This window comes from Embleya sp. NPDC059213 (assembly GCF_042754445.1).
Taxonomy (GTDB): Bacteria; Actinomycetota; Actinomycetes; order Streptomycetales; family Streptomycetaceae; genus Embleya.
The window spans coordinates 100,779-124,287 of the sequence record NZ_JBHZAV010000009.1 but is presented as its reverse complement, the minus strand read 5'-3'; the positions used below and the strand labels follow the sequence as shown (position 1 = coordinate 124,287).

The window sequence follows — 23,509 nt, the reverse complement described above, 5'->3', positions numbered from 1 at the left end:
GGGGCCCCCCCCCGGGTCCCCCCGCCGGTTCCGCGGGGGGTCCCCCGGGGGCCGGGCCCCCCGAGGGCGCCGGCGCCGACGGTCAGCCCTTGCAGGACCACGGCGTTGCTGCCGACGGTGGCGTCCTCGCCCAGGTGCACGTTGCCGGAGATGTTCGCGCCCGGGTACACGGTGCTGCGGGGGTCGAGCACCGCGTCGTGACCGATGGTGGCGTTGTAGTGGACCTGCACGTGCCGGCCCAGGGTGACGCTGCTGGAGACGTGTGCGTTGGCCTGGATCAGGCAGCCGGCGGCGATCGAGGTCTCCGGCGAGATCACCGCGCGCGGATGCACGAGGGTGACGGCGCGCAGGCCGCGTTCGTCGAGCAGGAGAGCCAGTCGGGCGCGGGCGGCCGGGGCGGCGATGCCGACCAGGTAGTCGCCGGAGTCGACGTCGGCAGGGCGCAACACCGGCAGGCCGCGCACCTTCTCGCCGGCGCGGGCGTCGTCGAGGAACGCGGTGACGGTGAGGGTGGTGGCGAGCGCGGCGTCGAGGGCTTCGCGGCCTACGCCGCCGGCCCCGCAGATGTAGAGCGGCATGAGGGACATCCTGGCATCGCCGGGCGGCCGGGATGAGCGCGCGCACTGGGGCGCGGTACGGGTCGGGCCCGGATCGTCGAGCGGAAGCGGGTTGTGCGGTGGAGGCTGACCGGGAAGGGGACCGTCGGGTCCGGGGTTGGGCGCGGTATCCGTCCCGACTCGATCTGTTGGGTGTGGCCGTGGTCGCGATGACCGCGCTGTGGGCGCTGGTGGCGGCGGCGAACCGGGCCGGCGAGCCGGCGGCGTTCCTGCTCGCGTTGTCGGCCGCCGTCGGCGGGTATGTGCTGGGGCGTTTACTGGGCGTGGGTTCCGCGTTACCGGCGCCGGCGATGGTGGCCGGCGCGGTCGCGGGGATGTCGGTGTTGTGGCCGGGCGCGTCGAGTGGGGACGCGACGGCGCCGCCGTTGCACTACGGGAATGCGAACGGCGCGTTGGTCGCGCAGGCGGCGGGGGCCGCGTGTCTGGCGGCTCTGGCGGTCGCCTCCGCTCGGTGGCGGCGCGGAATTCTGGTATTGGCGGCCTTGTTGGTGCTCGCGACGTTCGCGACCCGGTCGGTGGCGGCCGCGGTGGGCGCGCTGGCGGTGTTGTCGGCCGGGTTGTTGTCGGCGGCGGCCCGTCGCAAGGGCACGGTGGTACTGGTGTCGGCCCTGTGTGTCGTCGGCGTCGCGTTGGGCACCGTGGTGCTGGGGGTGCTCGGGACGCGTACGGGTGCCCTGGAGGGCGCGGCCGAGGCGGGTCTGACCGAGCGTCGGGTGCAACTGTGGGGCGAGGGGGCACATCTGACGAAGAGTCTTCCGGTGCGCGGGACGGGTCCGGGGATGTTCGTGACGAACAGTGCGACCGCGAGTTCGGATGCGGATGTGCATTCGGCGCATTCGTTGTGGCTGCGACAGAGCGCCGAGCAGGGGGTCCCGGGCGCGGTGTGTCTGGTCGCGCTGGTGGGGTGGGTGTACGTGCGGTTGTGGCGGTCGCCGCAGCCGGTTGCGGTGGTGCTGGTCGGGTCGGCGACGTTCACCGCTTTTCTGGTGCAGGCGTCGATCGACTATGTGGCCGAGTTTCCTGCGGTGTTGGTGGCGGTCGGGGTGCTGACAGGGGTGGCGACGGCCGGTCCGGATCGCAGGTCGCGGGCACGGTCGGCGGACGGGGTCTCGTAGCGCGGGCGGGTTGTGGGTCGACCGGCGCGCAGTGGGGATTGTCTGTAATGGGTGGCTCATTACTTTTGGGCGTGACGCCCGACTCACCCATATCCAGGGGTGCGAAACCTCAGATGATGCTCAGATCCGTGTTGTGTGACGGGCTCCGCGTCTATTTTGTGGAATCGCCGCACCACGGGCGCACCTATTTCCCAGGCAAGGGGAATGTCACGTCGATTCGCAGGTTTGTCGATCCGCGTGCAGGATTGCCGGAATCCCGTTTCGAGTTCGTTGCGGGATTTTCCAGAAAATAAGAAAAGCGGGACGAGCGGTCCGGGGGGCCGCTGCCGCACAGGTGGGTATGAGCCCTGGGTGTCCCGTGTACGTGCAGGTCACAGCGTGCCTGGGTCGCACGATCGTGTTCCGGACGATTCCGGGAAGCCCTCACCGCGATATCGCCTCGGGCCCTTCGAATACGCTGCGCGACCGGTTCGACGTGACGTCCGTGCTCGACCCCCACGATCGGGCACGGACATCCGCACATCGAGCCGTTCCGGCCTCAGGAGACCTCTTCGGCCAGCGAGTCGCCCTTCGGCCGCTGCGGTGGCAACAGCCGGGTCGGGTCGACCGGGGAGTGCGTGATCGGCGCGGACCAGACGATGGGTCTGGGCAGCGGGAATGTCTCGCCGCGGTCCTGCCGGACGGTGCCGGAGCGGGCCGCGGCCTCGCGCCCGGGATCCTCCTGGGGCAGCGTGGCGACCGGCACCGGGAAGCCCGGGTTGACGCCACCGGCGGCGGTGATCCCGCTCGGCTTGAGCAGCACGCCGACGGTGCGCCACAGGATGACCAGGTCGACCCGCAGGCCGCGGTTGCGCACGTACCAGAGGTCGTATTCGATGCGCACCGGCCAACTGAGCGCGTTACGCCCCTGAACCTGTGCCCAGCCGGTCAGCCCGGGTCGCACGTCGAGCCGGCCGCGCTGGCGTTGTGTGTAGTGCACGACCTGGCTCGGCAAGGTCGGCCGCGGCCCGATGATGCCCATCTGACCGCGCAACACATTGATCAGTTGCGGCAGTTCGTCCAGGCTCGTGGTCCGCAGCAGTTGCCCGGCGCGGGTGATCCGGGTCGCGTCGGGTTCGTCCGGATAGCGCGGGTCGTGCATGGTGCGGAACTTGAGGATCTCGAAGTCGCGGCCGTGCAGGCCGCTGCGTGTCTGGCGGAACAGTACGGGTCCACCCATGGTCGCGCGGATCATCACGTGTATCGCGAGCAGGACCGGTCCCAATAGAACCAATGCCAGCACGGCCACGGTGATGTCGAACAGTCGTCGCATGCCATGCCCCTCCCCTGGTGTGGCGTTCGGTGTGGCGTCCCTCGGGCGCCGGCGGTGTCTCCCTCACCGGCCGTCGCCCGTTGTGCGTCAAGTCCAGCCCAGGCCGCGGCGTCCGGCCACGGCCCGATAGGTGTCGATCGAGATGCCCGCGACGCGGCGCTGGTCGAATTCGGCCAGTGCGCGTCGCCGGGCGGCGGCGCCGAGTTCGGCGCGCAGATCCGGTTCGGTGAGCAGTCGGTCGATCGCGGCGGCCAGCGAGCGGGGCTCGCCGGGCGGCGCGAGGAGCAGGTGTTCGCCGTGGGTGCCGATCTCCCGGCAACCCCGGATGTCGCTGAGCACCATGGGCAGCGCGCAGGACGCGGCCTCCATGGCCGATCGTGAGAAGCCCTCGCGGTGCGAGGGCAGGACGAACACGTCGAGGGCGTTGTACACGGCGGGCATGTCGGAGCGTGCGCCGACGAATTCGACCCGGGACCCGTGCACGGCGCGCGAGACCGCGTCGGCCTTGTCCGGGTCCTCCGGCCCGATCCATACGAATCTGGCCTTGCCCGCGAGCAGTCCGGCTGCTTCCACGTATTCGAGGATGCCCTTTTCCGCGACCTGCCGCCCGACTCCGCCCACGAGCAGTTCGTCTTCGGCCACGTTCAGTGCCCGACGAACGGCCGCCCGGGCGACGGGATCGGGTCGAAAGCGGGTCAGATCGGTACCGTTGCCGACCACTCGCGCGCGCCACCCGGGCACGGCCCGGCGCAGCGTCGCGTGGTCGGTGGCGTTCTGGTACAGCTCGGCGTGCGAGGCGCGGGCGGCCAGGCCCTCGGTGCCGAGCACGAACGCCCGGCGGGCCCACGGGTCGCCGGGGCGGATCCACAGGCCGTGACAGGTGTTGACCACCACCGGAACGCCGGTGGCGCGGCCCAGGATCCGGCCCAGCACACCGGTCTTCGGGTTGTGCGTGTGCAGCACGTCCAGGCGCAATCGGCGCAGGGTGCGCACCAGTTCGCCGGCGGCCGCGGCGTCGCTGCGCAGACTCCAGGCGCGGGTCAGCGAGTTCAGCGGTACGTGGGTGACGCCCAGCGCCTCGATCTCGGGGACGTAGGGGCCGGCGGCGCTGATCCCGTAGGTCTCGAAGCCGGCCGCGACGTCCTCCTCCAGTTCGGTGCGCAGGAGCAGGGCCAGGCTCATGTCGATGGTGGTCAGGTGGGCGACCCGCAGGGGTCGACCACCCGGCCCGCGCGGCTCACGCATGGGCACCGGCCCGCTTGCCCAGGCTGACCACGGCCGCGTAGGCGCGTTCCTGCGCGAGCCGGCCGCCGAGTTTGGCGCGGAAGAACGCGGGTGGGTCGGTACGGCGGACCGGGACCCGGCGCAGCCGGATCGGGTCGCAGCCCGGGAGGTTGCGGCCGAGCACGCCGGTGGCGGCGCTGCGGAATCGGCAGCGCAGGGCGTGCTCCATGTCCGGGACGGCGATGCCCCACGGGTAGGCGAAGTGGGCCGGGCGCAGCCCGAGTCGACGCTCGACGTCGTCGGAGGCTTCGTCGAGTTCGGTCGCGGTGAGTGCCTCGGGGCGGGCGTGGCTTCGGGTGTGGTTGCCGATGGTGGCCAGGCCCGATTCGGCCAGTTCGGCGACCTGCTCCCAGCTCAGCGCGGGGGATCCGCCGCTGGTACCGGTGGAGCCCTCCCAGCGCATCTGTTCGCCGATGCAGCCGGTGGCCAGGTAGAGGGTGAACGGCAGCGCGCGGGCCCGCAGTTCCGGCCAGGCGTTGGCGTACACGTCGGCGAAGCCGTCGTCGAAGGTGAGCACGATCGAGGGTGTCGGGTCGCCGGCCGCGAGCCGGTCCACGGCGGTGTCCAGCGAGACCACGTGCGCGCGCGGGAGCAGGTCGAGCTGGGTACGGAACGCGTCTGCGGGCAGGTCGAGTTCGTCCCGGCTGCCGCCGCCGACCCGGTGGTAGATGAGCAGCGTCGCGCCGGGCGCGGGATCGCGGCCGAGCGAGGTGGCGGCCAGGCCGCGCTTGAGCGTGGCGCGCACGCGGTCGCCGCTGATGGCGGTCATCGGGTGGTGCCCTTCGGGGTGAGCCGGGTGGGATGGGTACGGGCGAGCGGCCACGGGATCGGTTCGCTTTCCCGCCGGAGCGGGGTGCCGGCGCGGCCGGCGGGGTCGAGCAGGTGCAGCCGCAGGGTCTCGCCCAGGGCGGTGGCCACACTGCGTACCGCTTCGTCGGGCTCCCACGCGTGTGGGTGCTCCCGGTCGGTGCCCAGCGCGGCGACGGTGTGCACGGTGCGGTCCGCGTCCAGGTGCACCAGGGTGTGTGGCTCCTCGCCGACCAGCCACCACGTCTCGCCGCGGGTCCGGCCGCCGTCGACCACGTCGGTGCCCCGATAGCCGCAGGCCAGCGCGATGGGTCGGTTGTGCTCGGCGCCTGCTTCGTGGACCGGGTCGAGCTTGTGGCCAGCTTCGCCGTGTGGGTTGATCGCGGGCGGGATCACCGTCTCGGCGACCAGGGTGGGTTGCTCGGCCGCGGGCTTGGCGCGGCGGACCCGAAGGTGTTGTTCGACCGACATCCGGGTGGCTCGGGCGAAGCCGCGGACGGGCAGGGTGGCGGCCAGCAGGCGTCGGTCGCGGATCGCCTCGATGTCCCACAGGGCGGGGCGCTCGGGGGCCAGTCGCAACTTCTGCGGGGTGCGGGTGGGCATCAGGTCGACCAGGCGCGGGCTGCTGCCGGCGGGCCAGGGTTCGGTCAACACCCGTTCCTGGGCCTGCCATTGCACCACGGTGCCGATGCCGAGCGCGGCGAAGCGCTCGTCGTAGGCGGTGGAGTGCCAGGTGGCCACGTCGCCCAGGCGGAACCACAGGTGCATCGCGGCGGGGATGCCGTCCACCCGCAGGATGTACAGCCGGGCCCAGTCGTGCCGGGCGGCGCGGGCGATCAGTTCGCGGCGGGCCTCGGCGGCGGCGGGTTGCAGCGGGCCCTTCCAGCTACGGGCGAACAGGTCGGTGTAGAGGGCGAATCCGGCGTCCAGGTCGCGCTCGGATCCGGTGTCGGCGCCGGCCAGTTCCTCGACGGTCAGGTCCCAGTGCGCGCGCACCCGGGCGGCGAAGCGATGTGCGTAGCGGTCGAAGCTGCGGAATCGGGCCTTGTGGCCGGCCCAGCCGCCTTCGACGCCGGCCAGCATGTCGCAGGCTTTTTCCCGGGCGGAGACGGTGTAGCCGCACGCGCGCAGTCCGGCGATCAGCCGGTGGGTCTCCGGGTCCCGGCTGGGCATCCGGTGCAGGCGCAGTTCACGGATGCCGGTGCGGGCGAGGGCGTCGGCGATCGAGTCGGCGCCGTGCGGTTCGTCGGGGTGCACGACCACGTGGCTGCGGGGACGGCGGTGTGCCGAGAACACTCCCCAGCGTTCGGCGCCGATCCGCTCCAGCGGCAGCAACGCGCGCGGCTGGTCGGCGTCGTCGAGTACGGAGACCACCCGGATGTCGTCGAGCGGGTCGTGGTGGCCGTGCAGGGTGGAGGCGAACCACGCGTGCGTGTCGAACGGGTCGGCGTGCACGCCGCGGGCGGCCACGAGCCGGTCCCAGGACGCGGCGAACGCGGCGTCGATCTCCAGCGGGTGCATCGGGCGGGCGTGCATCAGGCCCCCTCGGCGCGGCTGAGCGCACCGCGGGCGTCGGTGCCGGCGGCGGACGTGGCGGCCTCGGCGGCCGTGCCGGGCACGGTGGTGACCGGGTCGGCTCCGGTGGGGGCGAGGCCGGCGGTGGGCGGGCCCCACGCGCGGGGCCAGCGCAGGCGCGGGTCGCGCACGGGCACCTCGTCCAGGTACCGGACGGGCGACGCGAGCAGGTCGGCCAGCATCAGCGCGATCGCCTCCAGGGTGTAGGTGGGGTCGTAGCGCACGACCTCGCGCAGGGTGGGTACGGGTTCGTGGTGGTCGACGCGGGCCACCGCCAGCGGGCCGGTGCCGATCCGATACCAGCGGTCGTCCGGCCCCCAGTCGGCCCGCATCTCCTGCGGGCCCCGGCGGGCGCAGGCCACGGTGAGCAGGCGCAGCGTGGGTTGGTCCAGGGTCAGCTCGGCGGCGGCTCGGGTCGGGATCTCGGTCGCGGGTCGGGCCTCGAACCGGCGGGCGGTGCCCGAGGAGCCGGGGTCGACCGCGGTCACCCGCGCGCGCAGGCCGCGGACCCGGGCCCGGGTGGCGATCGGGATCGCGCGTTGCGCCTCGCGGGCGCCGCGCAGCAGCGGCAACACCCGGCTGGGCACCCGGGCGGCGCACATGTCGAGCAGGGCTGGTCGTTCGGTGCTGACCCGGTCCTTGAGCGGGCTCGCCCCGGGCAGCAGGTCGATCAGGGTCAAGCCGCCTTCGGCGAAGGCAAGTTCCTGGGCGCGCCAGTGCACCACGTTGCCCGGGGAGAGCATCGCGGCGGCCGGGTCGTAGGCGACCGTGTGCCAGTGCACGACCGGGCCGATGCGTACGCCCAGGCAGGACGCGATGGCGCGGTCGTCGGCGTAGAGCACGTACAGCCGGGCCATGCCGCGCGCGTCGAGGGCCTGGGTGAGCAGTCGGCGGCGCTCGGGCGCGGCGCCGAGTCGGCCCTTCCAGCTCAGGTCGAACAGTTCCTCGTGGTCGGCCAGGCCGGCCGCCAGCGGCGGGGTGTCGGGCGCGCCGAAGGCGGCCACCCGCAGCTTCCACAGTTGTCCGGCCCGCCGGGTGGTCTGGGCGATCGCGCTGTCGAAGCCTCGGTGTCGGGCCCGGTAGCCGGACCAGCCGTCGGGGGTGGCCTCGATCATGTCGGTCATGCGTTCGCGCACGTCCACCGCGTAGCCCGCCTCGCGCAGCGCGGCGACGAGGGCGTGTGTGGCCGGGTCCCGGCTGGGCAGGCGCTGGAGCGTCAGTTCGCGGATGCCGGTCCGGCGCAGTTCCGCGACGAGTTGGCGCAGTACGGCGGGCTCCGGCTCGGGTGTGCCCAGCACGACACGTGTCCGTTCGCGTTGGCCGCGGCCGAGTTCGTGGGCGCGGCCGGCCGAGTCGAGCTCCAGCGGGAGCAGGGCCAGCGGGCGCCCGGCGGCGAATACGCCGGGTATGCGCACGTGTTCGGCCCGCTCGGGGCGGCTTGCCACCCACGAGGACGCCCACGCGTGTGTATCGAAGACGTCTGCCTGGACCCCCCGTCCCACCACCAATTCGTCCCACGCACGAGCCAGATCGGCATCGATCTCCTCGGCGCGCAGGGTCGATGCACGATTGACCATCGCCTGGCCCCCACCTCGCGGTCCCGATGTGAGCAGCATCGGAACGTTTGTGCCCAACCGGCGTCCCCCGCCCCCACACGGTCGGGACACGAGTCGCCCGCCGACCAGATTAGGCCGGATGGGTCACGCGTGAAGGGTGTTTCGCAATCCGTCCACGAGTCGTTGGTGATGCTCCGCGATATCCGGGGTTGGCAAGCTTGCCCCGATGTGGCCGGTGGGCGGACGGCGGATGACCGGCGGTGGACGGCGTTCGGCGACCGGCTGACGGGAGGTGACCCCGCTGTTACGGTTCCGGCAACGACGCCGCGGGGCTGGGGAGGCTTGGGTGGGCGGTTCGATGGTGGGGTCGGTGCGGTCCGGGGGCGACGCGTTGTTGCGGCGTTCTCCGGCGCAGGTGTGGTTCGCGCGGCGCGCCCGGCTGCGGCTCGCGGTGCTCGGGTATCACGGGATCGCGGATCCGGACACGTTCGCGGGCCAGTTGGACCGGCTGCGCCGGATCGCGCGCCCGGTGTCCCTGGACGAGGTGGAGACGGCGCTGGCCACCCGCCGCGCGTTGCCCGCCAAGGCGGTGTTGCTGACCTTCGACGACGGTGAACGCAGCATCCTGGAGCACGGTTTGCCGCTGCTGCGCGAGCGTGGCATCCCGGGGGTGGCCTATGTGGTGGCCTCGGCGATCGACTCGGCGACGCCGTTCTGGTGGCACGAGGCGGACCGGTTGGTCGCCGCCGGGGCGCGGGTGGCGGGCGAGCCGGAGCGTTCGCCGGGCGCGTGGGTGGCGTATCTGAAGACGGTGCCGCAGGAGCGGCGACTGCGCCTGCTCGCGGCGCTGCGCGAGGGCCACGAACCGGTGCGGACCGCCCAGTTGACCGGTGCGGATCTGGGCACGCTGGAGTCGGGCGGCGTGCGGGTGGAGAACCATTCGCTGACCCACCCGCTGCTCGACCGGTGCACCGATGCCGACGTGCGGGACGAAGTGGTCCAGGCACACGAGCGGTTGACCGGGTTGCTCGGTCGCGCGCCGAGTTCGTTCGCGTATCCGAACGGCAACTGGGACGTGCGGACCGAACGGTTGTTGGTCGAACTCGGTTACCGCACCGGGTTCCTCTTCGATCATCGGCTCGGACCCAGGCTGCCGGACCACCCGTTGCGGATCTCCCGCCTGCGGGTCGGGTCGAATACCCGCCCGGATCGCTTCGCGACGATCCTGTCCGGGCTGCATCCGGCCCTGCATTCGCTGCGCGGCGGGCATTGACCTGCTTGAATCGGCGCGTTGTTCGGGCCGATGGTGCGCGGATCCGGTCGAGAACCCGACTCCGGTCGACGGACCCGACCGCGCTCGACGGACGAGACAGGGAGATCACCGTGCTTGCTCTGCCCACGCTGCTGCGCTCGCCCGGCGAGTTGGCGGCGCTGGTCCCGTCCTGGCGCGCGCTGGTGGCCGCGACGCCCGGGACGTCGTACTTCACCACGCCCGACTGGGTGTTGGGCTGGAGCGAGTCGCTGGGTCGGGAGCAGGCCGGCCGTGCGGTGGTGGCGGTGTGGCGTGCCGAGGACGGCGCCGCGGAGGCGGTCGTACCGCTGCTGCGCGCCCGTGAGCGGCTGCATCCGCGGTTGCCCGGCGGTGTATTGAGCTGGACGCTGCTGGGCACCGGGCCGGGCGCCGCGGACCACTGCGGGTTCGCCGTCGATCCGGTCCGACACCAGGACGTACGCGCCTGGTTGGCCTCGCTCGCCCGGCGGCGCAGCATGGTCTTCCCGCACCTGGACGCGGCCACCGGCGATCCGTTCCTGCCGCCCGGGGCCCGCGAGATCGAGCGCACCGCGTGTCCGGTGATGCCGGCCGACCCGAACGCGCTCGGCTCGGCCAGGCATCGACAGGGGGTGCGGCGCAAGGCTCGGAAGCTGGCCGAGGACGGGATCACCTTCGACTGGGTGACACCCGACGCGATGACCCCCGAACTGTTCGACGACCTGTTGCGGCTGCACCGGTTGCGTCGGGAGGCGATCGGTGGGTCGAGCGCTTTCGACGCGACCCGGCGTCCGTTGCACGCGGCGCTCGCGGCGCGCGCCGATGCCGATCGTGGGCCGTGCGCGCTGGTGGCGCGTGATTCGCAGGGCCGGTCGGTGGGGATCCTGTACGGGTTCCTGTGGCAGGACACCTTCGCCTACTACCAGTTGGGCTGGGATCCGGCCTACGCGAAGGCGAGCCTGGGCACGGTGTTGTTCCACGAGACGCTCACCGCGCTGGCCGAGCGGGGGGTGCGGACCTTCGACTTCCTGCGCGGGGCCGAGGAGTTCAAGCACCGATTCGGTGCGACCGATCGATACGACACGACATGGCTGGTGGCCCGGGGAGCGGGCGGCGCGCTGTTGGGCGCGAAGTCCGCCGCTCGCCGGGTCAGGGATCGCCGGCTGCGGCCGGTTCGGGGGGAAGCGTGAAGGATCGCATCAGGCTCGTGCACGTGGTGTGGCGGCTGAGCGTCGGCGGTGGCATCCCGCAGGTGAGCCGGCAGGTACTGGCCGGACTCGACCCGGAGCGCTTCGAGTGCCACGCGATCATCGCCCGGCCGGCCTGGGAGGAGGACCGGCTGGCCGAGTTGGGGCCGAACGTGACCGTGCACGCGCTCGACCACGAGGGGCCGACCCGGCCGCAGGACGAGATTCGGCTCGGGCTGCGGATCGCCTCGCGGGTGCGCGAGTTGCGTCCGGACGTGTTGCACGCGCACAGCGGCACGGCTCGGCTGTCGCTGCCGTCCGCGCTCGGCTCGCCGGGGACGCCCAGGGTGCTGGAGGTGCACGAGCCGCTCAAGGACGGCCTGCACTCCCGGCTGACCAACGGCATCGAGGTCGGCATGGTCAAGGCGGCCGGTTTCCGCCCGTTCGCGCATTCGACACACGTCCGGGATGCGACCGCGGCGATCCTGGGGTGGCGGCCGGAACGTATCCCGTTGGTGCCGTTGGGTGTTCCGGTGCACGAGCCGGATCCGGCGGCGGGGCCGGCGTTGCGCGCCGAGTTGGGCATTTCGCACGAGGCACGCGTGGTGGTGGGGGTCGGTCGGGCGACACAGAAGAACATCCCGCTGATGGTGCGGGTCGGCGCGGACGTGGTGCGCAAGCTCGGCGACGCCGGTCCGCCGGTGGTGTTCCTGGTGATCGGTCGTCAGGAACCGGAGATCGCGGCGCTGATCGAGGAGTTGGGCGTCGGCAAGCACGTGCGGGTGGTCCCGCCGTTGCCGCGACTGAGCGACGCCTTCGACGCGGCCGACCTGTTCCTGTCCACGTCGCACTACGAGGGCTTCGGGCTCGCGGTCGCCGAGGCGATGATGGCGGGCGTACCGGTGGTCGGCACGGCCGTGGGCGGGGTGACCGACGTGGTCGCGGACGGGGTCACCGGGCGGTTGTTGCGGGCGGGTGATCGCGGCGGGCTGGTGATGGCGTGCCGCGAGTTGCTCACCGACGACGCGTTGCGGGCCCGGATGGGCGCGGCGAGCCGGGAGCGGGTGCTGGGCCGGTTCACCCGCCGGCACATGCTGGACGGCTTCGCCGAGGTCTACGAACGCGCCGCGCACCGCCGCCGCTAGGCGCCGAGGGCGCGGCTCGGCCCCGAGCGCCGGCCGGACTGCTACCGATCGATCCGGCCGGCGTTCGAGGCCGCTCGATGGGTGGGACGACGGGGGTCGGTCAAGGGCACAGTTCGGTCAGGATGTGGTCGGCGACCGCGGGCCAGGTCATCGTGGTGCGCAGTTCCACGCCGCGGGTGATGGCTCGGGTACGGAAGGTCGGGTAGTCGGCGCTCAGTTGGGTGAGGGCCTCGGTCAGGGCGTCCACGTCGCCCGGCGGTACGGCGATGCCCGCGTCGCCCACGATCCACGGTTGGTTGCCGACCGTGGAGGCCACGCACGGCAGGCCGCGGGTCAGCGCCTCGACCAGGGCGATGCCGAACGCCTCCATGTGTGTGGGGATCACCACCGCGTCGGCCTCGTCGTAGGCCGCGCCCATCGCCGCGTGCGGCACCCGGCCCAACGCCCGCACGCCGGGCGGCAGCGGTCCGTCGGGGCCGCTGCCGACCAGGGTCAACGTCCGGCGCGGGTCGCGCGCGTACAGGCGCGCGAAGGCTTCCAGCAGCGTGGGGCCGCCCTTGAGCTCCCACTGTGTACCGACGAACAGCAGTCGGGGCGGATCCGCCGCACGCGGACCGGGATCCGCCGCCGCGGGGCCCGCGTTGGTGCCCGCGCCCACCACGTGCACCCGGTCCGCGGCCAGCCCGTACTCGGTGACCAGCACGTCCGCCGTGCTCGGCCCCATCACGAACACCCGGTGGGCGCCCGACAACAGGCGCCGCTCGCGGGCCAACCACCCGTCCGTGAAGCGGGATCGATGCATGCCGCCGACCGCCGCGCCCTCCAGGCCCACCCGGTCGGTGTAGACGCCGTAGCGCACCCCCGCCGGCGGCACCAGCGCGGGCAGTGTCTGCACGATCAGCACCGGACGGTGCGGGCCGAGCAGACCTCGCGCCCGGGCCCTGCGATCCAGCGCCGCCGTCCAGGCGTGCGTCTTGGTCCACGGCGTCCCGGGCCCGGCCCGGCGCGCCTCGCGCACGGCCCGCAACCGGGCGCCGGCCAGACCCGGCGCGCGGGCCAGCGGCATCAGGTCGTGCGCCTCGACCGCGGTGCGCTCCGCCAGCGCCCGGCGCAGCGCCGGCACCGAGCCGGAGAACGCCCCGACGTGCAGCATGGTCAGGCCGGTCGAGCCGGTCATCCCGTCGTGGCCCCACGCGCGCCGCGCGTGCGCCGGCGCAGGGCCTGGCCGCGCTGCCCGGCCTTGAAGCCCACCAGCCGCCCGCCGACCCGGACCGCCTCGCCCACCCGGCCGCGCGCCACCGGCCGCTCCAGCCGTGCCTGTTCGTACCATTCGACCAACCGGCCGGCCTGGCTCTCCAGCGCGAAGCGCTCGTGCACCAGGTCCAACGCCCAGCCGCCGATCCGCTCGCGTTCGGCCTGATCCCGCAGCAGCGCGGTGAGTTGGCCGACCAGCGGGTCCTGCTCGACCGGCACCCGGCCCGCGCCCAGGCCGTAGAAGCCCAGCGCGTCGAAGTCGCCGATCGTCTCCGGGGTCACCGGTTTGCTGAAGCCCTGTTCGCCGACCACCACCGTGGGTTTGCCGAAGGCCATCCCGCGCAGCGCCGAACTGCCCATTCCCACCACGACGTCCGCGAGCGCGTAGGCCGGGCGCGGGTCGGCCAGCTCGCCGGTCAGCACGATCGCGCGCCGACCCAGGTTGCCGTTGTGGTCGGCGGCGCGGGCCTGGAGTTCGCGTTCGATCGAGCCACCGCCGACCATCACCAGGCGCAACCCGGGAATGTCCGGGGACAACCGGGCGACGGCGTCCATGGTGCGTTCCAGGTGTTCCTGTTTGAGGTGCCGGGCCAGCCGCGACACCACCACCACGGTGGGTGCGGGCTTGAGCAGTCCGTGTTCGGCGGCGAACGCGTCGACGTCGACCTCCGGTGTGCCGTCGGCCTTCGCCGAGCCGACCGGGTGGTCGATCGCGGTGTCCACCGGCGGCTCCAGCAGGTGCACTCGCGCACCCTCCAGGCCGCGCAACTCGCCGGTTTCCTCGTACAACTCGCCGTAGCCCACGGTGAGCGGCACGCCGGTGCGCGGAAAGTACGGGGGCAGGCTGCCCATCGACATGATGGTGCCCAGCACCGGGGTGCCGCGCGGCACGAAGGCGCCGAGGAACGCCTCGACGAGCGGCCAGTATTCATAGGTGTGCACCACGTCGATCCGATGCCGACGCACCGCCGCCGCGATGGTCCGGGAGACCGCGGGCGAGGGCCGCACGTGGGCCCGTTCAGGGAGTGCGAGCAGCGGCAGTCCGGCGGCGGCTACCCGTTGCCGGAGCGGGCCCTGACGTCCCATCACCCACACTTCGTGGCCGAGGTCGCGGACGGCGCGGGCCAGGTCCACGGCGTTGATCGAGCTGCCGCCGAGTTGCATGTCGTGCGGACACACCAGGATGCGCACGGTCGGTCACCCCTCCCAGGTGTGGTCGACGTAGACCGGCGCGGCCAGCACCACCGCGCGCGGCGGGGTGTCCAGTTCGGGGCCGGCCACGTCGAACTGCTTCGCCGGATGCCAGGTGGTCAGCGGGTGCCCGTCCCGGTCGTAGACGCCGATCCACAGCGCGTATCGGCCACGTGGCAGCGGGAGTCGGTCCAGGGTGCACCTGACCCGGTTGCCCGCTCGGCCGAACTGCACGTCCCGGCGGGTGGTGAAGACCGGACTGGCGGTGCCCTCGGTGACCCCGATATGCACCGTGGCGGGTCCGCGATGGTCGCCCGTGAACTCCGCCTCGACCACCATCGACCGGTTGGTGGTGGGGCCGGCCGTGTCCACGCCGCGCACGTCCACGAAGGTGGTCCGGATCGCCTCGTCGGTGCGGGTGCGCGCCTCGGTCTCCTCCTCGACGCTGTCCCGATATCCGCGCAGCGCCTGCCGGATCGGGCCGTCGGTGCGGATCTCGCCCTGCTCCAGCCAGATGCCGCGGGTGCAGATCGACTCGACCGAGGCGAGGTCGTGCGAGACCAGCACGAGCGTGGTGCCCTGTTCCAGCACCACCCGCATCCGGTCCAGGCATTTCTGCTGGAAGAGCGCGTCGCCGACCGCGAGCACCTCGTCGACCAGGAGCACGTCCGGTTCCAGGAACGCGGCGACCGCGAAGCCCAGTCGCATCTGCATGCCGGAGCTGTACCACTTGACCTGCCGGTCGATCGCGGTGCCCAACTCGGCGAAGTCCACGATGTCGTCGAACCGGTTGGCCACCTCGGCCCGCTTGAGGCCGAGCAACGATCCGTACAGGAACGCGTTCTCACGTCCCGTCAGGTCCGGGTGGATGCCCGCTCGGACCTCGATCAGCGCGCCGACGCGACCCCGCACCTGGAGTCGGCCGGCATAGGGGTACATCACCCCGGTGAGCATCTTGAGCAGCGTCGACTTGCCCGACCCGTTGGAGCCGATCAGGCCGACCGCCTCGCCGGGGTCGATGTGGATGTCGATGTCGCGCAACGCCCAGCGCCAGTCCGCCTGGTCGCGGCCGGAGATCTTGCGCGCGATGCGGCCCAGGTTGTCCCGCAGGAGCATGCGCTGACTGTCCGCGCGAAATCGTTTCCACAGGTGCTCGGCCCGGATGGTGCCCAGCGGCAGGGTGCCCGGCTTGACCGGGGCCTTGGTCGTCGTCGGGCTAGGCGACATCGGCGATCCCCGCTTCGAGCTTCTTGAAGATCTTGTATCCGACGATCAGGAGCACGGTCGCCGATCCGGCGGCGGCGCCGGTGAGTTCCCAGTCGGGTTGTTGTCCGTACAGGATCGACCGTCGGTAGCCGTCGATCACGGCGGCGAGCGGATTGCAGATCACGTACGGCAGCAGCCAGTCCTTGGTGATCTGGTCCATCCCGTAGGCGACCGGGGTGGCGAACATGCCCATCTGCATGAGCAGCGGCAACACGTGTCGGATGTCGCGGAAGTAGACCACCGCCGCGGACAACACGAGCACCACCCCGAGGGTGACCTCGAATTGGATGAGCAGCAGGATCGGCAACGCCCAACTGGTCGCCGCGGGCGGCGTGGTGTACGCCGCGAACAGCACGACCAGTACGGAGGAGGCGATCAGCATGTCCACGGTGGCCACGATCACGGTGGCGAACGGGAAGACCTCGCGCGGGCAGTAGACCTTGTTCAGCAGCGGCCCGTTGGACACCAGGGACGAGGAGCCCTGGGTCACCGAGGACATGAAGAAGGTCCACGGGAGCAGGCCGAGGTAGCTGAACAGCGGGTAGGGCACGTCGTACTTGTGCGCCGTCTCGCTGAGGTTGCCCACCCGCTGGAAGACGACGGTGAACACCAGCATCAGCAACACGGGGGTGATCACCGCCCACGCGAAGCCGAGAACGGCTTGTTTGTAGCGGGCCTTGAGGTCGCGCTCGGCCAGGGTGCGGACGAGTTCGCGCGAGTGCCACAACTCGCGGATGCCGCGGATCAGGCTGGTGCGGCGCTTGAACTTGAGTTCCGGCGGTGGTCCCTTGATCTCGGGGTCGGGTGCCTGTGCTGCGGCAATCCGGCCGGTTCCGCTGCCGACGCCCGCCATGGGCGCCGCATGTCGTCCGGTACCGGTGCGACTGTCGATGGTCGGCGTGGTCGCTCCCCCGTGGCCCGTGATGGGCGCTCCGTTGACGTGTGTTCGGTGGTCGGCGGGTTCGTCGACACTGCCGCCCGGCCGCGCATGCCGGCCCACCCGGCCCATGCCGTCGCCGGGCATGCCGACGGCACCCCCCACATACTCCCCCACGGACTCCCCCTCCCTGGTTCGACAACAACCTTGGCACATGCGATCTCCCCACGAGTCGCATTCGGCCGTACGGAACTCGACGCTCCCGCCCTACTTCTTCCCCACCCTGCGGTCCTGCGGCGTCATCGGCGCTGTTCGTCGAGCAGCGCGATCCACGCGTCCACCACGGTCTCCATCGCGTGCCGTTCCAGGCAACGGGCCCTGGCCGCACGCCCCATCGTGTCCCGATCGGCCAACACCCGGCGAATCGCGGCGACCAGCGCCCGCGGGTCGCCGGGGCCGGGACCGACGTCGGCGAGCGCGCCGGTGACCCCGTCCACGACCACGTCGCGCACGAAGCCGACATCGGTCGCCGCAGCCGGGACCGCGCTCAGGCCCGCCTCGACGAGCACGCCCGGGACGCCCTCGCTGGTGCTGGACAATACGAGCAGGTCGGCGGCCCGGTACACCGGACCCGGGTCGGCGAGGTTGCCGGTGAAGGTGACCCGGCCCGGCGCCCGGCGTTCGGCGAGCGCCTCCAGGGCGGCCCGTTCGGGGCCCTCCCCGGCCACGAGCAGGCGGTGGTCCGGGGTTTGCGGAGGCTCCCCGACGCTCGCCGGCTCGGTGCCCGCGAGCAGGCCGAACGCCTCGATCGCCAGCGCGACCCGCTTCTCGCCGGCCAACGCGCCCACCACCGCGAGCACCGTCGCCTCCGCCGGCAGCCCCAACTCGGCACGCGCCTTGGCCCGATCGCTCTCGTCCGGCGGCGGGAATCGTTCCGGTCGGCGGCCGTTGGGGATCGCCCGCACCCGCTCCGGCGCCAACCGGTAGGTGTGCAGCAGCACTTCCCGGCCCATCGGCGACACCGACGCGATCGCCGTCGCGCGGCGCAACATCAGCCCGACCCGGGCCCGCCGCAGCGCGTCCTTGGCCCAGTGCCGGGGGTCGCCGATGTTGACGTAGACGAACGGCGTGCCCGCGCCCGCGAGCGCGATCCCGCAGGCGTCCAGCGTGGTCGAGCCATGGGCGATCACCAGGCCCACGCCCGCCGCCCGCCGGCGCAGCGCGCGCAACGTGCGCGGGTGCAACCGGCCCGGCCCCAGCACCGGGATGTCCAACTCGCCGACACCCGCGAGCGCGACGATCGACGACGCCCGACCACGCTCGCGCAGCGCCACGTCCAAGTCGTGGGCGAATGCCTGTGATCCCCGGCGTCGGGGGTCGGTCACGACGTGCAGGACCGCACGCCGGTCCGTCGGTGTCCCCATGAGGTGACAGGTTGTCACGAATCCCGCCCCGCCGGGGGCGTATCGATGACATGCTCAGCCGTGTGGGGTGGGGGCGCCCTGGTGTCGGCGACTTGCCGAGCAAATTGGCGGGGATGGCAGAGGTGATGCAGTGCACGTGCTCCAGGTGATCGACAGCGTGGATCGAGTCGGTGGGGCCGAGCGGGCGGCGGTGGCCATGGCCCCGCAGTTGATCCGCAGGGGAATCACGCTGGACATCGCGTATCTCTTGGATTTGGACGGATTTCAACCGGAGTTGACCGAGGCCGGGGTGTCGTTGTTCGGCGTGCATCGCGGTTCGCGGGCGGGTTCGGCACGCGGACTGGCCCGGGTGATCCGCGATCGCCGTCCGGATCTGGTGCACACGACCCTGTACGAGGCGGATATCGCCGGACGAATCGCCGCGCTGGCGACCGGCGTTCCGGTGGTGTCGAGTCTGGTGAACACCTCCTACGGTGCGGAGATGCGCGACCAGCCCGGGATTCGGCCGTGGAAACTGCGGGCCGCCCAGGGCCTGGACGCGGCCAGCGCGCGCGGCGTGCGCCGTTTCCACGCGTTGACCGAGCACGTGGCCGGTGTGATGTCCCGCCGACTGGGGGTGCGCCGCTCGCGGATCGAGGTGGTGCCGCGCGGACGCGATCGCGAACTGCTCGCCGCCGCCCGGGATCGCCGCGACGCCACCCGGGCCGCGCTGGGGCTGGGGCCGGACGTGCCGGTCCTGGTCACGGCCGCCCGGCAGGAGTACCAAAAGGGTCTGGACGTGCTGATCACCGCGTTCGCCCGGGTGCGCCACGAGGTCCCGGACGCGGTCCTGTTGCTGGCCGGACCGGACGGGAGCCGCACCGAGTCGCTGCGCCGATTGGCGGCCGAAACAGGCGGAATCGGGGATTCCGCCGGCGCGGCGGAGCCCGTACGGTTCTTGGGACACCGTGACGACGTGCCCGATCTGATGGGCGCGGCCGATGTGTTCGTGCTGCCTTCGCGCTGGGAGGGGTTGGGCAGCGTGCTGATCGAGGCGATGGGGGTGGGGACGCCGATCGTCACCAGCGACCTGCCCCCGGTGCGCGAGATCACCGGGGCGGGCGACTGTGCGGCGTTGGTGCCGCCGAACTCGCCCGAGGCACTGGCGACGGCGCTGGTTGCCGCCCTGACGGAGCGGGAGAAGACCGCGATGCGCACGGAAGCGGCGTGTCGACGTTTCGGCGAGGAGTACACGATCGACAGCGTTTGCGACCGGATGGTCGCGTTCTATGCCCGGGCCATCGACCCCAGAGCCGGCCGTGACGTGTCGTCAGGTCCGGTGCGGTGACGGCCACCCGAACACACCCGTCGGGATCTCGACGGAATCTCCACACTTCCGGCACAGTCCCGGGACCGATCGACACCGCGAGTGCTCTACGTTTGGCCTGCCCCGCGGTCCGTTCGCAGGGCGGCAACTCGAACCGGAGGGGGACCGGTGGAAACCTCTAGCTACTTCTCCGTTCTCCAGCGCCGTTGGCCGCTGGTACTCGCGTGTTTGGCGATCGGACTGCTCGCCGGGTTGATCCTGACGCCATCGGACCCCAAGGGCACGGGCAATCAGTGGACCAGCTCGGTCAACGTGGTGCCGGCGCCGAACTCGGCGAAGGAGTTCAATCTGGCTCCGGTACAACTGATGACGGACGGCGGTGAGGTGGCCCGCCGGGTGGCGAAGCGGCTGAACAACCCGGATCCGGCCGTGCTGGCGGCCAAGGTCACCTCGCAGTTGAACCCGGACCTGGGGCTGGTGCAGATCGCGGCCAAGGCACCCAGTCGCAAGGCGGCCGAGGATCTGGCCACCGCGTGGGCGCAGGAGACCGTCGCCGCGTTCGGCGACTCGCAGCGCAAGACCCGCCAGGGTCAGGCGGACAGCATGACCGCCCAGTTGGACAAGCTCAAGACCGACATCGACGGTCTGGAGAAGAGCACCACCAACGCGCCGGTGGGCAAGAAGGCCACGCTCCAGGCCGAGTTCGACGCCAAGCGCGGCCAGTACACCACGCTGGTGGGCCAACAGCAGGAGCTGATCAACCCGCTGAACGACCCCAAGGTCGAGGTGATGGACGGCCTCAAGAGCACGCCGGACTCCACCACGAGCATCCTGGCGCCGACCTCGCGTCCGCTGCGGATCGGCCTCGCGGCGGCGCTCGGGCTCGCGCTCGGGTTGATCGCGGCGCTGATGGTGGACCGGATGGACGTCCGGCTGCGCGGGCGCATCCAGTTGGAGGACGCGTTCGGCCTCCCGGTGATCGCCGAGGTACCCAGGGCGACCCGGCGCCAGCGCGCGGGCCACGCGGTGCTGGTCGCCGGTCGGCCGGAGAGCCCGGTCGCGGAGGCGTATCGCACGCTGCGTTCGGCGCTGTTGTTGTCCGGGCCGCCCGGGCTGGCCTATCGGCTCAGCGGCACCGATCCGCGGCAGACCAGGGCCACCGCGATGCCCGTCCGCCGGATCAGCGACCCGGCGCCGGTGATCCTGGTGGTCTCACCGAGGCCGGGCGACGGGCGCACCAGCACGGTGGCCAACCTGGCCGCGGCGCTGGCCGAGGCGGGGCGCTCGGTGCTGGTGCTGGACTGCGACTTCCGTACTCCGGCCACCCATCTGTACCTGGGCGCCAAGCCGGGCAAGGGCATGTCCGAGGTGCTGCTCGCCGAGCAGGAGATCGACCTCCAGGACGTGATCCGCGGCACGAACATCCCCAACGTCCGGGTGATCACCGCCGGCGCGCCGGCCGCCTACCCGGCCGCGCTGCTGCTGCGCGCCGGCGAGGTGGTGCAACGCGCCCGGCATCACGCGGACGTGGTGCTGGTGGACAGTGCGCCGCTGCTGTACGCGAACGACACCAACGACCTGGTGCAGCACGCCGACGCGATGTTGGTGGTGGCCCGCAGCGGCAACCTGACGGCCGATCAGGCCTCGCGGGTGGGCGAGCTGTTGACCCGTACCGGGGTGCCGATCGCCGGGGTGGTGCTGCTCGGGGTGGACCCGCAGCGCTCGATGGGCGGCGGACTCAAGCGCGGATCGCGCGTGGGCGCGGTGGGCCGGATCGGCTCGACCGCGGGCCTGGTGCTGCGTGGCCGCTCGAGCGCCCCGAGCCCGGTCGAGGACGAGGACGCCGAGCGACCCGCGCCCAGTTGGGCCAAGCGCGGCCGACTCACGGACGGTGAGCCGGAGTCGACCCCGAGCGGGCGGGGCACGCACCGCGCCGAACCGGTGGCCTCGACGCCGGACTCGGCGGACCCCGGATTCCGGGTGCAGTCCGCGACGGAGCGGGCGTTGCACAACGGCGCCGGCGACGGTGCGCAGCTCGGACCGCACTTCGACACGTGGTCCACCGTCGAACTCGGCTCGGAGGATCGCTGATGGGTGACCGCGTTCGCGTCCTGTGGCTCGCCAAGGGTCTGGGGCGCGGTGGCGCCGAGCAGTTGCTGGTCAACTGCGCGCGACACCTGGACGGCGAACGCTACGAGGTCGAGGTGGCCTACGTGTTGCCGTGGAAGGACGCGCTGGTGCCGAACCTGCGGGAGTTGGGCATCACGGTGCACTGCCTGGGTGGCGGCCGAACCTGGCCGCTGCGGTTGCGCGCCCTGTTGCGGGCGCGCCACTACGGCCTGATCCATACCCACATGCCGGTCCCGGCGGTGGCCGCGCGGGTGCTCTCGCGCGGCGTGCCGCTCGTGCACACCGAGCACAACATGTGGCCGCGCTATCGGCGACCGACCCGGATCGCCAACGCCTGGACCTACCGGCGCAACAGCGGGGTGATCGCGGTCTCCGGCGCGGTGGCCGAGAGCATCCGAACGACCCGGTTGCGGCGCGGGACCACGCCGACGGTGATCCACCACGGCCCGGACCTGGGCGAGGCGTTCGCCGGACCGGGCGCGCGGGAGCGGGCCCGGCAGGCGCTGGACCTGGACCAGGACGCGTTCACGGTCGGCACGGTGGCCAACTTCACGCCGAAGAAGGACCAGTTGGGCCTGCTCGACGCGCACGCGCTGCTGCGGGCCCGGCATCCGGACGCGGTGCTGGTGCTGATCGGTTCCGGCCCGCTGGAGGCGACGCTGCGTGAGCGGGCGAGTCGTCCCGACCTCAAGGGAGCGGTGGTCTTCGCCGGCTCGCGCGGCGACGTGCCCATGCTCCTGCCCGGATTCGACGTGTTCGCGCTGAGTTCACGGCAGGAGGGGTTGCCCGTCTCGCTGATGGAGGCGATGACGGTCGGTCTGCCGTCGGTGGTGACCGCGGTGGGCGGGATGCCGGAGATCGTCACCGACGGTATCGAGGGCACGGTGGTGCCGGCCGGTAATCCGGCGGCTTTCGCCCGGGCGTTGACGGCGTTCGCCGACGATCCGGCGCGCCGGCGCGCGTGCGGCGAGGCCGCGGCCAAGCGCTCCGACGAGTTCGATGTCGCGGGCGCGCAGCGGCGGATCGAGGACGTGTACGCGAGGGTGCTGGAGGGATCGCGGTGAGTGGACCGGAGCGGGACGGTTCGCCGTTCACCGTCCGCGAGTTGGGCAAGCACGACGAGCCCCGGGTGTTGGCGCTGCTCGGTGACGCGTTGTCGGGTGGCCCGACCGGTGAGCGCACCTCGGAGTTCTTCCGCTGGAAGCACCGGGACAACCCGTTCGGCGCCAGTCCGGGCCTGGTCGCCGAGGCGGCCGGCCGGGTGGTCGCGGTACGGCTTTTCCTGCGTTGGGAGTTCGTGCTCGGCGGCGAGGTGATCCGGGCGGTGCGCGCGGTGGACACCGCGACCCACCCGGATGTCCAGGGCCGCGGCCTGTTCCGCCGGTTGACCACCGAGTTGCTGACGCGGATCGAGGCGGACACCGCGCTGGTGTTCAACACCCCGAACGGCAACAGCCTGCCCGGCTATCTGCGGATGGGTTGGCAGGAGGTCGGCAAGGTGCCGGTGTCGCTGCACCCGATCCGGCCGATCGCGTTCGCGCGCGGCCTCAAGGAGTTGCGTGCCACCGGCGATCTGTCCGGTACCTCGCAGTCCTGGAACGAGGTGGACCCGGCGGCACGTTGCCGCTTCCCGACGGCTCGTCAGTTCTTTTCCGATCCCAAGGCCGCGGTGGGCTTCGACGAGTTGGTCGCGGAGGCGGACGCGGGTGACGCGGCGATCGGGCACGACAAGCTGCGCACCGCGCTCACCGGCGATTTCCTGCGCTGGCGCTACGGCGACGCGCCGGGCCTGGACTATCGGGTGGTCGCCTCGTACAAGAACGGCGAATTGACCGGCGTGGTGTTCGGCCGGCCGCGACTGCGCGGTCCGCTGGTCGAGTTCACGCTGTCCCAGATGGTGGTGCGCCCCGGCGACCGCGACACCGCGCGCAAGTTGTTCTCCGGGGTGGCCATGTCCGGTTGCGACCACGTCGCCACCCATCTGGCGCGCGGCTCCGAGGCGGCGCGGGCGGCCCGCTACGCGGGCTACGCCACACCGCCGCGCACCGGCATGCTGCTGGTCGCGCGGACCGTGCACCCGCATCCGATCGACGTCCACGACCTGCGCTCGTGGCAGCTCTCCCTGGGGGACTTGGAGGTCTTCTAGCCATCCGGCGGGCAGCCCCCGGGCCGGTCCACAGCCGACTCCCCTCG

General features: G+C 72.3%; 19 protein-coding genes. 8 read left to right on the top strand and 11 right to left on the bottom strand.

Translation table 11 applies throughout. The features are described 5' to 3' along the window. The coding region (locus ACFXMF_RS06035) for an acyltransferase (protein WP_380020542.1) at positions 1 to 578 on the bottom strand (578 nt) is incomplete at its 3' end. Between the two features lie 98 nt (positions 579 to 676). Here ACFXMF_RS06035 and ACFXMF_RS06030 point away from each other — a divergent pair. Then, on the top strand, positions 677 to 1,732 hold the full coding sequence (locus tag ACFXMF_RS06030; RefSeq protein ID WP_379988941.1) for an O-antigen ligase family protein: 1,056 nt from the start codon (positions 677 to 679) through the stop codon (positions 1,730 to 1,732). Positions 1,733 to 2,270: 538 nt separating this feature from the next. On the opposite strand, the gene ACFXMF_RS06025 is transcribed toward ACFXMF_RS06030, so the two are convergent. The 5 genes from ACFXMF_RS06025 to ACFXMF_RS06005 all read right to left on the bottom strand — a co-directional run bounded on the left by ACFXMF_RS06025 (position 2,271) and on the right by ACFXMF_RS06005 (position 8,287). Next, positions 2,271 to 3,044 carry a sugar transferase gene (locus ACFXMF_RS06025; RefSeq protein WP_360309615.1) on the bottom strand — a complete coding sequence of 258 codons (774 nt, stop codon included), beginning with the start codon at positions 3,042 to 3,044 and terminating at the stop codon, positions 2,271 to 2,273. Positions 3,045 to 3,131: 87 nt separating this feature from the next. Next, positions 3,132 to 4,289: a glycosyltransferase gene (locus ACFXMF_RS06020; RefSeq protein ID WP_360309617.1), complete on the bottom strand. Its 1,158-nt coding sequence runs from the start codon at positions 4,287 to 4,289 to the stop codon at positions 3,132 to 3,134. Continuing rightward, positions 4,282 to 5,097: a polysaccharide deacetylase family protein gene (locus ACFXMF_RS06015; RefSeq protein WP_360309619.1), complete on the bottom strand. Its 816-nt coding sequence runs from the start codon at positions 5,095 to 5,097 to the stop codon at positions 4,282 to 4,284. The genes ACFXMF_RS06020 and ACFXMF_RS06015 overlap by 8 nt, the downstream gene beginning before the upstream one ends. Beyond that, on the bottom strand, positions 5,094 to 6,671 hold the full coding sequence (locus ACFXMF_RS06010) for a GNAT family N-acetyltransferase (RefSeq protein ID WP_379988939.1): 1,578 nt from the start codon (positions 6,669 to 6,671) through the stop codon (positions 5,094 to 5,096). The genes ACFXMF_RS06015 and ACFXMF_RS06010 overlap by 4 nt, the downstream gene beginning before the upstream one ends. Next, on the bottom strand, positions 6,671 to 8,287 hold the full coding sequence (locus tag ACFXMF_RS06005; protein WP_379988938.1) for a GNAT family N-acetyltransferase: 1,617 nt from the start codon (positions 8,285 to 8,287) through the stop codon (positions 6,671 to 6,673). The genes ACFXMF_RS06010 and ACFXMF_RS06005 overlap by 1 nt, the downstream gene beginning before the upstream one ends. 349 nt (positions 8,288 to 8,636) lie before the next feature. Between ACFXMF_RS06005 and ACFXMF_RS06000 the strand changes: the two genes are divergently transcribed. The 3 genes from ACFXMF_RS06000 (at position 8,637) to ACFXMF_RS05990 (ending at position 11,868) form a co-directional block, all read left to right on the top strand. Further along, positions 8,637 to 9,539: a polysaccharide deacetylase family protein gene (locus tag ACFXMF_RS06000; RefSeq protein WP_360309625.1), complete on the top strand. Its 903-nt coding sequence runs from the start codon at positions 8,637 to 8,639 to the stop codon at positions 9,537 to 9,539. A gap of 110 nt (positions 9,540 to 9,649) precedes the next feature. Further along, on the top strand, positions 9,650 to 10,726 hold the full coding sequence (locus tag ACFXMF_RS05995; protein WP_379988936.1) for a GNAT family N-acetyltransferase: 1,077 nt from the start codon (positions 9,650 to 9,652) through the stop codon (positions 10,724 to 10,726). Further along, positions 10,723 to 11,868: a glycosyltransferase family 4 protein gene (locus ACFXMF_RS05990; protein ID WP_379988935.1), complete on the top strand. Its 1,146-nt coding sequence runs from the start codon at positions 10,723 to 10,725 to the stop codon at positions 11,866 to 11,868. Before ACFXMF_RS05995 ends, ACFXMF_RS05990 begins: the two co-directional genes overlap by 4 nt. A 100-nt stretch (positions 11,869 to 11,968) precedes the next feature. On the opposite strand, the gene ACFXMF_RS05985 is transcribed toward ACFXMF_RS05990, so the two are convergent. The 5 genes from ACFXMF_RS05985 to ACFXMF_RS05965 all read right to left on the bottom strand — a co-directional run bounded on the left by ACFXMF_RS05985 (position 11,969) and on the right by ACFXMF_RS05965 (position 17,880). Beyond that, on the bottom strand, positions 11,969 to 13,045 hold the full coding sequence (locus ACFXMF_RS05985; RefSeq protein WP_379988934.1) for a glycosyltransferase family 4 protein: 1,077 nt from the start codon (positions 13,043 to 13,045) through the stop codon (positions 11,969 to 11,971). Then, positions 13,042 to 14,313, bottom strand: a complete 1,272-nt coding sequence (locus ACFXMF_RS05980) for a glycosyltransferase family 4 protein (RefSeq protein WP_379988932.1) — start codon at positions 14,311 to 14,313, stop codon at positions 13,042 to 13,044. Before ACFXMF_RS05980 ends, ACFXMF_RS05985 begins: the two co-directional genes overlap by 4 nt. A 6-nt stretch (positions 14,314 to 14,319) precedes the next feature. Then, entirely contained in the window at positions 14,320 to 15,540 is a 1,221-nt protein-coding gene (locus ACFXMF_RS05975; protein WP_379988931.1) for an ABC transporter ATP-binding protein, read from the bottom strand. Continuing rightward, positions 15,530 to 16,633: an ABC transporter permease gene (locus ACFXMF_RS05970; protein WP_360309637.1), complete on the bottom strand. Its 1,104-nt coding sequence runs from the start codon at positions 16,631 to 16,633 to the stop codon at positions 15,530 to 15,532. The genes ACFXMF_RS05975 and ACFXMF_RS05970 overlap by 11 nt, the downstream gene beginning before the upstream one ends. Before the next feature lie 122 nt (positions 16,634 to 16,755). Beyond that, a complete protein-coding gene (locus ACFXMF_RS05965) occupies positions 16,756 to 17,880 on the bottom strand; it encodes a glycosyltransferase (protein ID WP_379988930.1) in 1,125 nt (374 codons plus the stop codon). A gap of 130 nt (positions 17,881 to 18,010) precedes the next feature. Here ACFXMF_RS05965 and ACFXMF_RS05960 point away from each other — a divergent pair, with 130 nt between their 5' ends. The 4 genes from ACFXMF_RS05960 (at position 18,011) to ACFXMF_RS05945 (ending at position 23,462) form a co-directional block, all read left to right on the top strand. Next, positions 18,011 to 19,207, top strand: coding sequence for a glycosyltransferase (locus ACFXMF_RS05960; RefSeq protein ID WP_379988929.1), 1,197 nt, complete (start codon positions 18,011 to 18,013; stop codon positions 19,205 to 19,207). Positions 19,208 to 19,354: 147 nt separating this feature from the next. Next, entirely contained in the window at positions 19,355 to 21,277 is a 1,923-nt protein-coding gene (locus ACFXMF_RS05955) for a CpsD/CapB family tyrosine-protein kinase (protein WP_360309643.1), read from the top strand. Beyond that, positions 21,277 to 22,380 (top strand): glycosyltransferase, encoded by a 1,104-nt coding sequence (locus ACFXMF_RS05950; RefSeq protein ID WP_379988927.1) that lies wholly within the window; start codon positions 21,277 to 21,279, stop codon positions 22,378 to 22,380. The genes ACFXMF_RS05955 and ACFXMF_RS05950 overlap by 1 nt, the downstream gene beginning before the upstream one ends. Continuing rightward, the gene (locus ACFXMF_RS05945; protein ID WP_360309647.1) at positions 22,377 to 23,462 is read left to right on the top strand and encodes a GNAT family N-acetyltransferase; all 1,086 of its coding nucleotides are present in this window, start codon (positions 22,377 to 22,379) and stop codon (positions 23,460 to 23,462) included. The genes ACFXMF_RS05950 and ACFXMF_RS05945 overlap by 4 nt, the downstream gene beginning before the upstream one ends. Positions 23,463 to 23,509 lie beyond the last annotated feature (47 nt).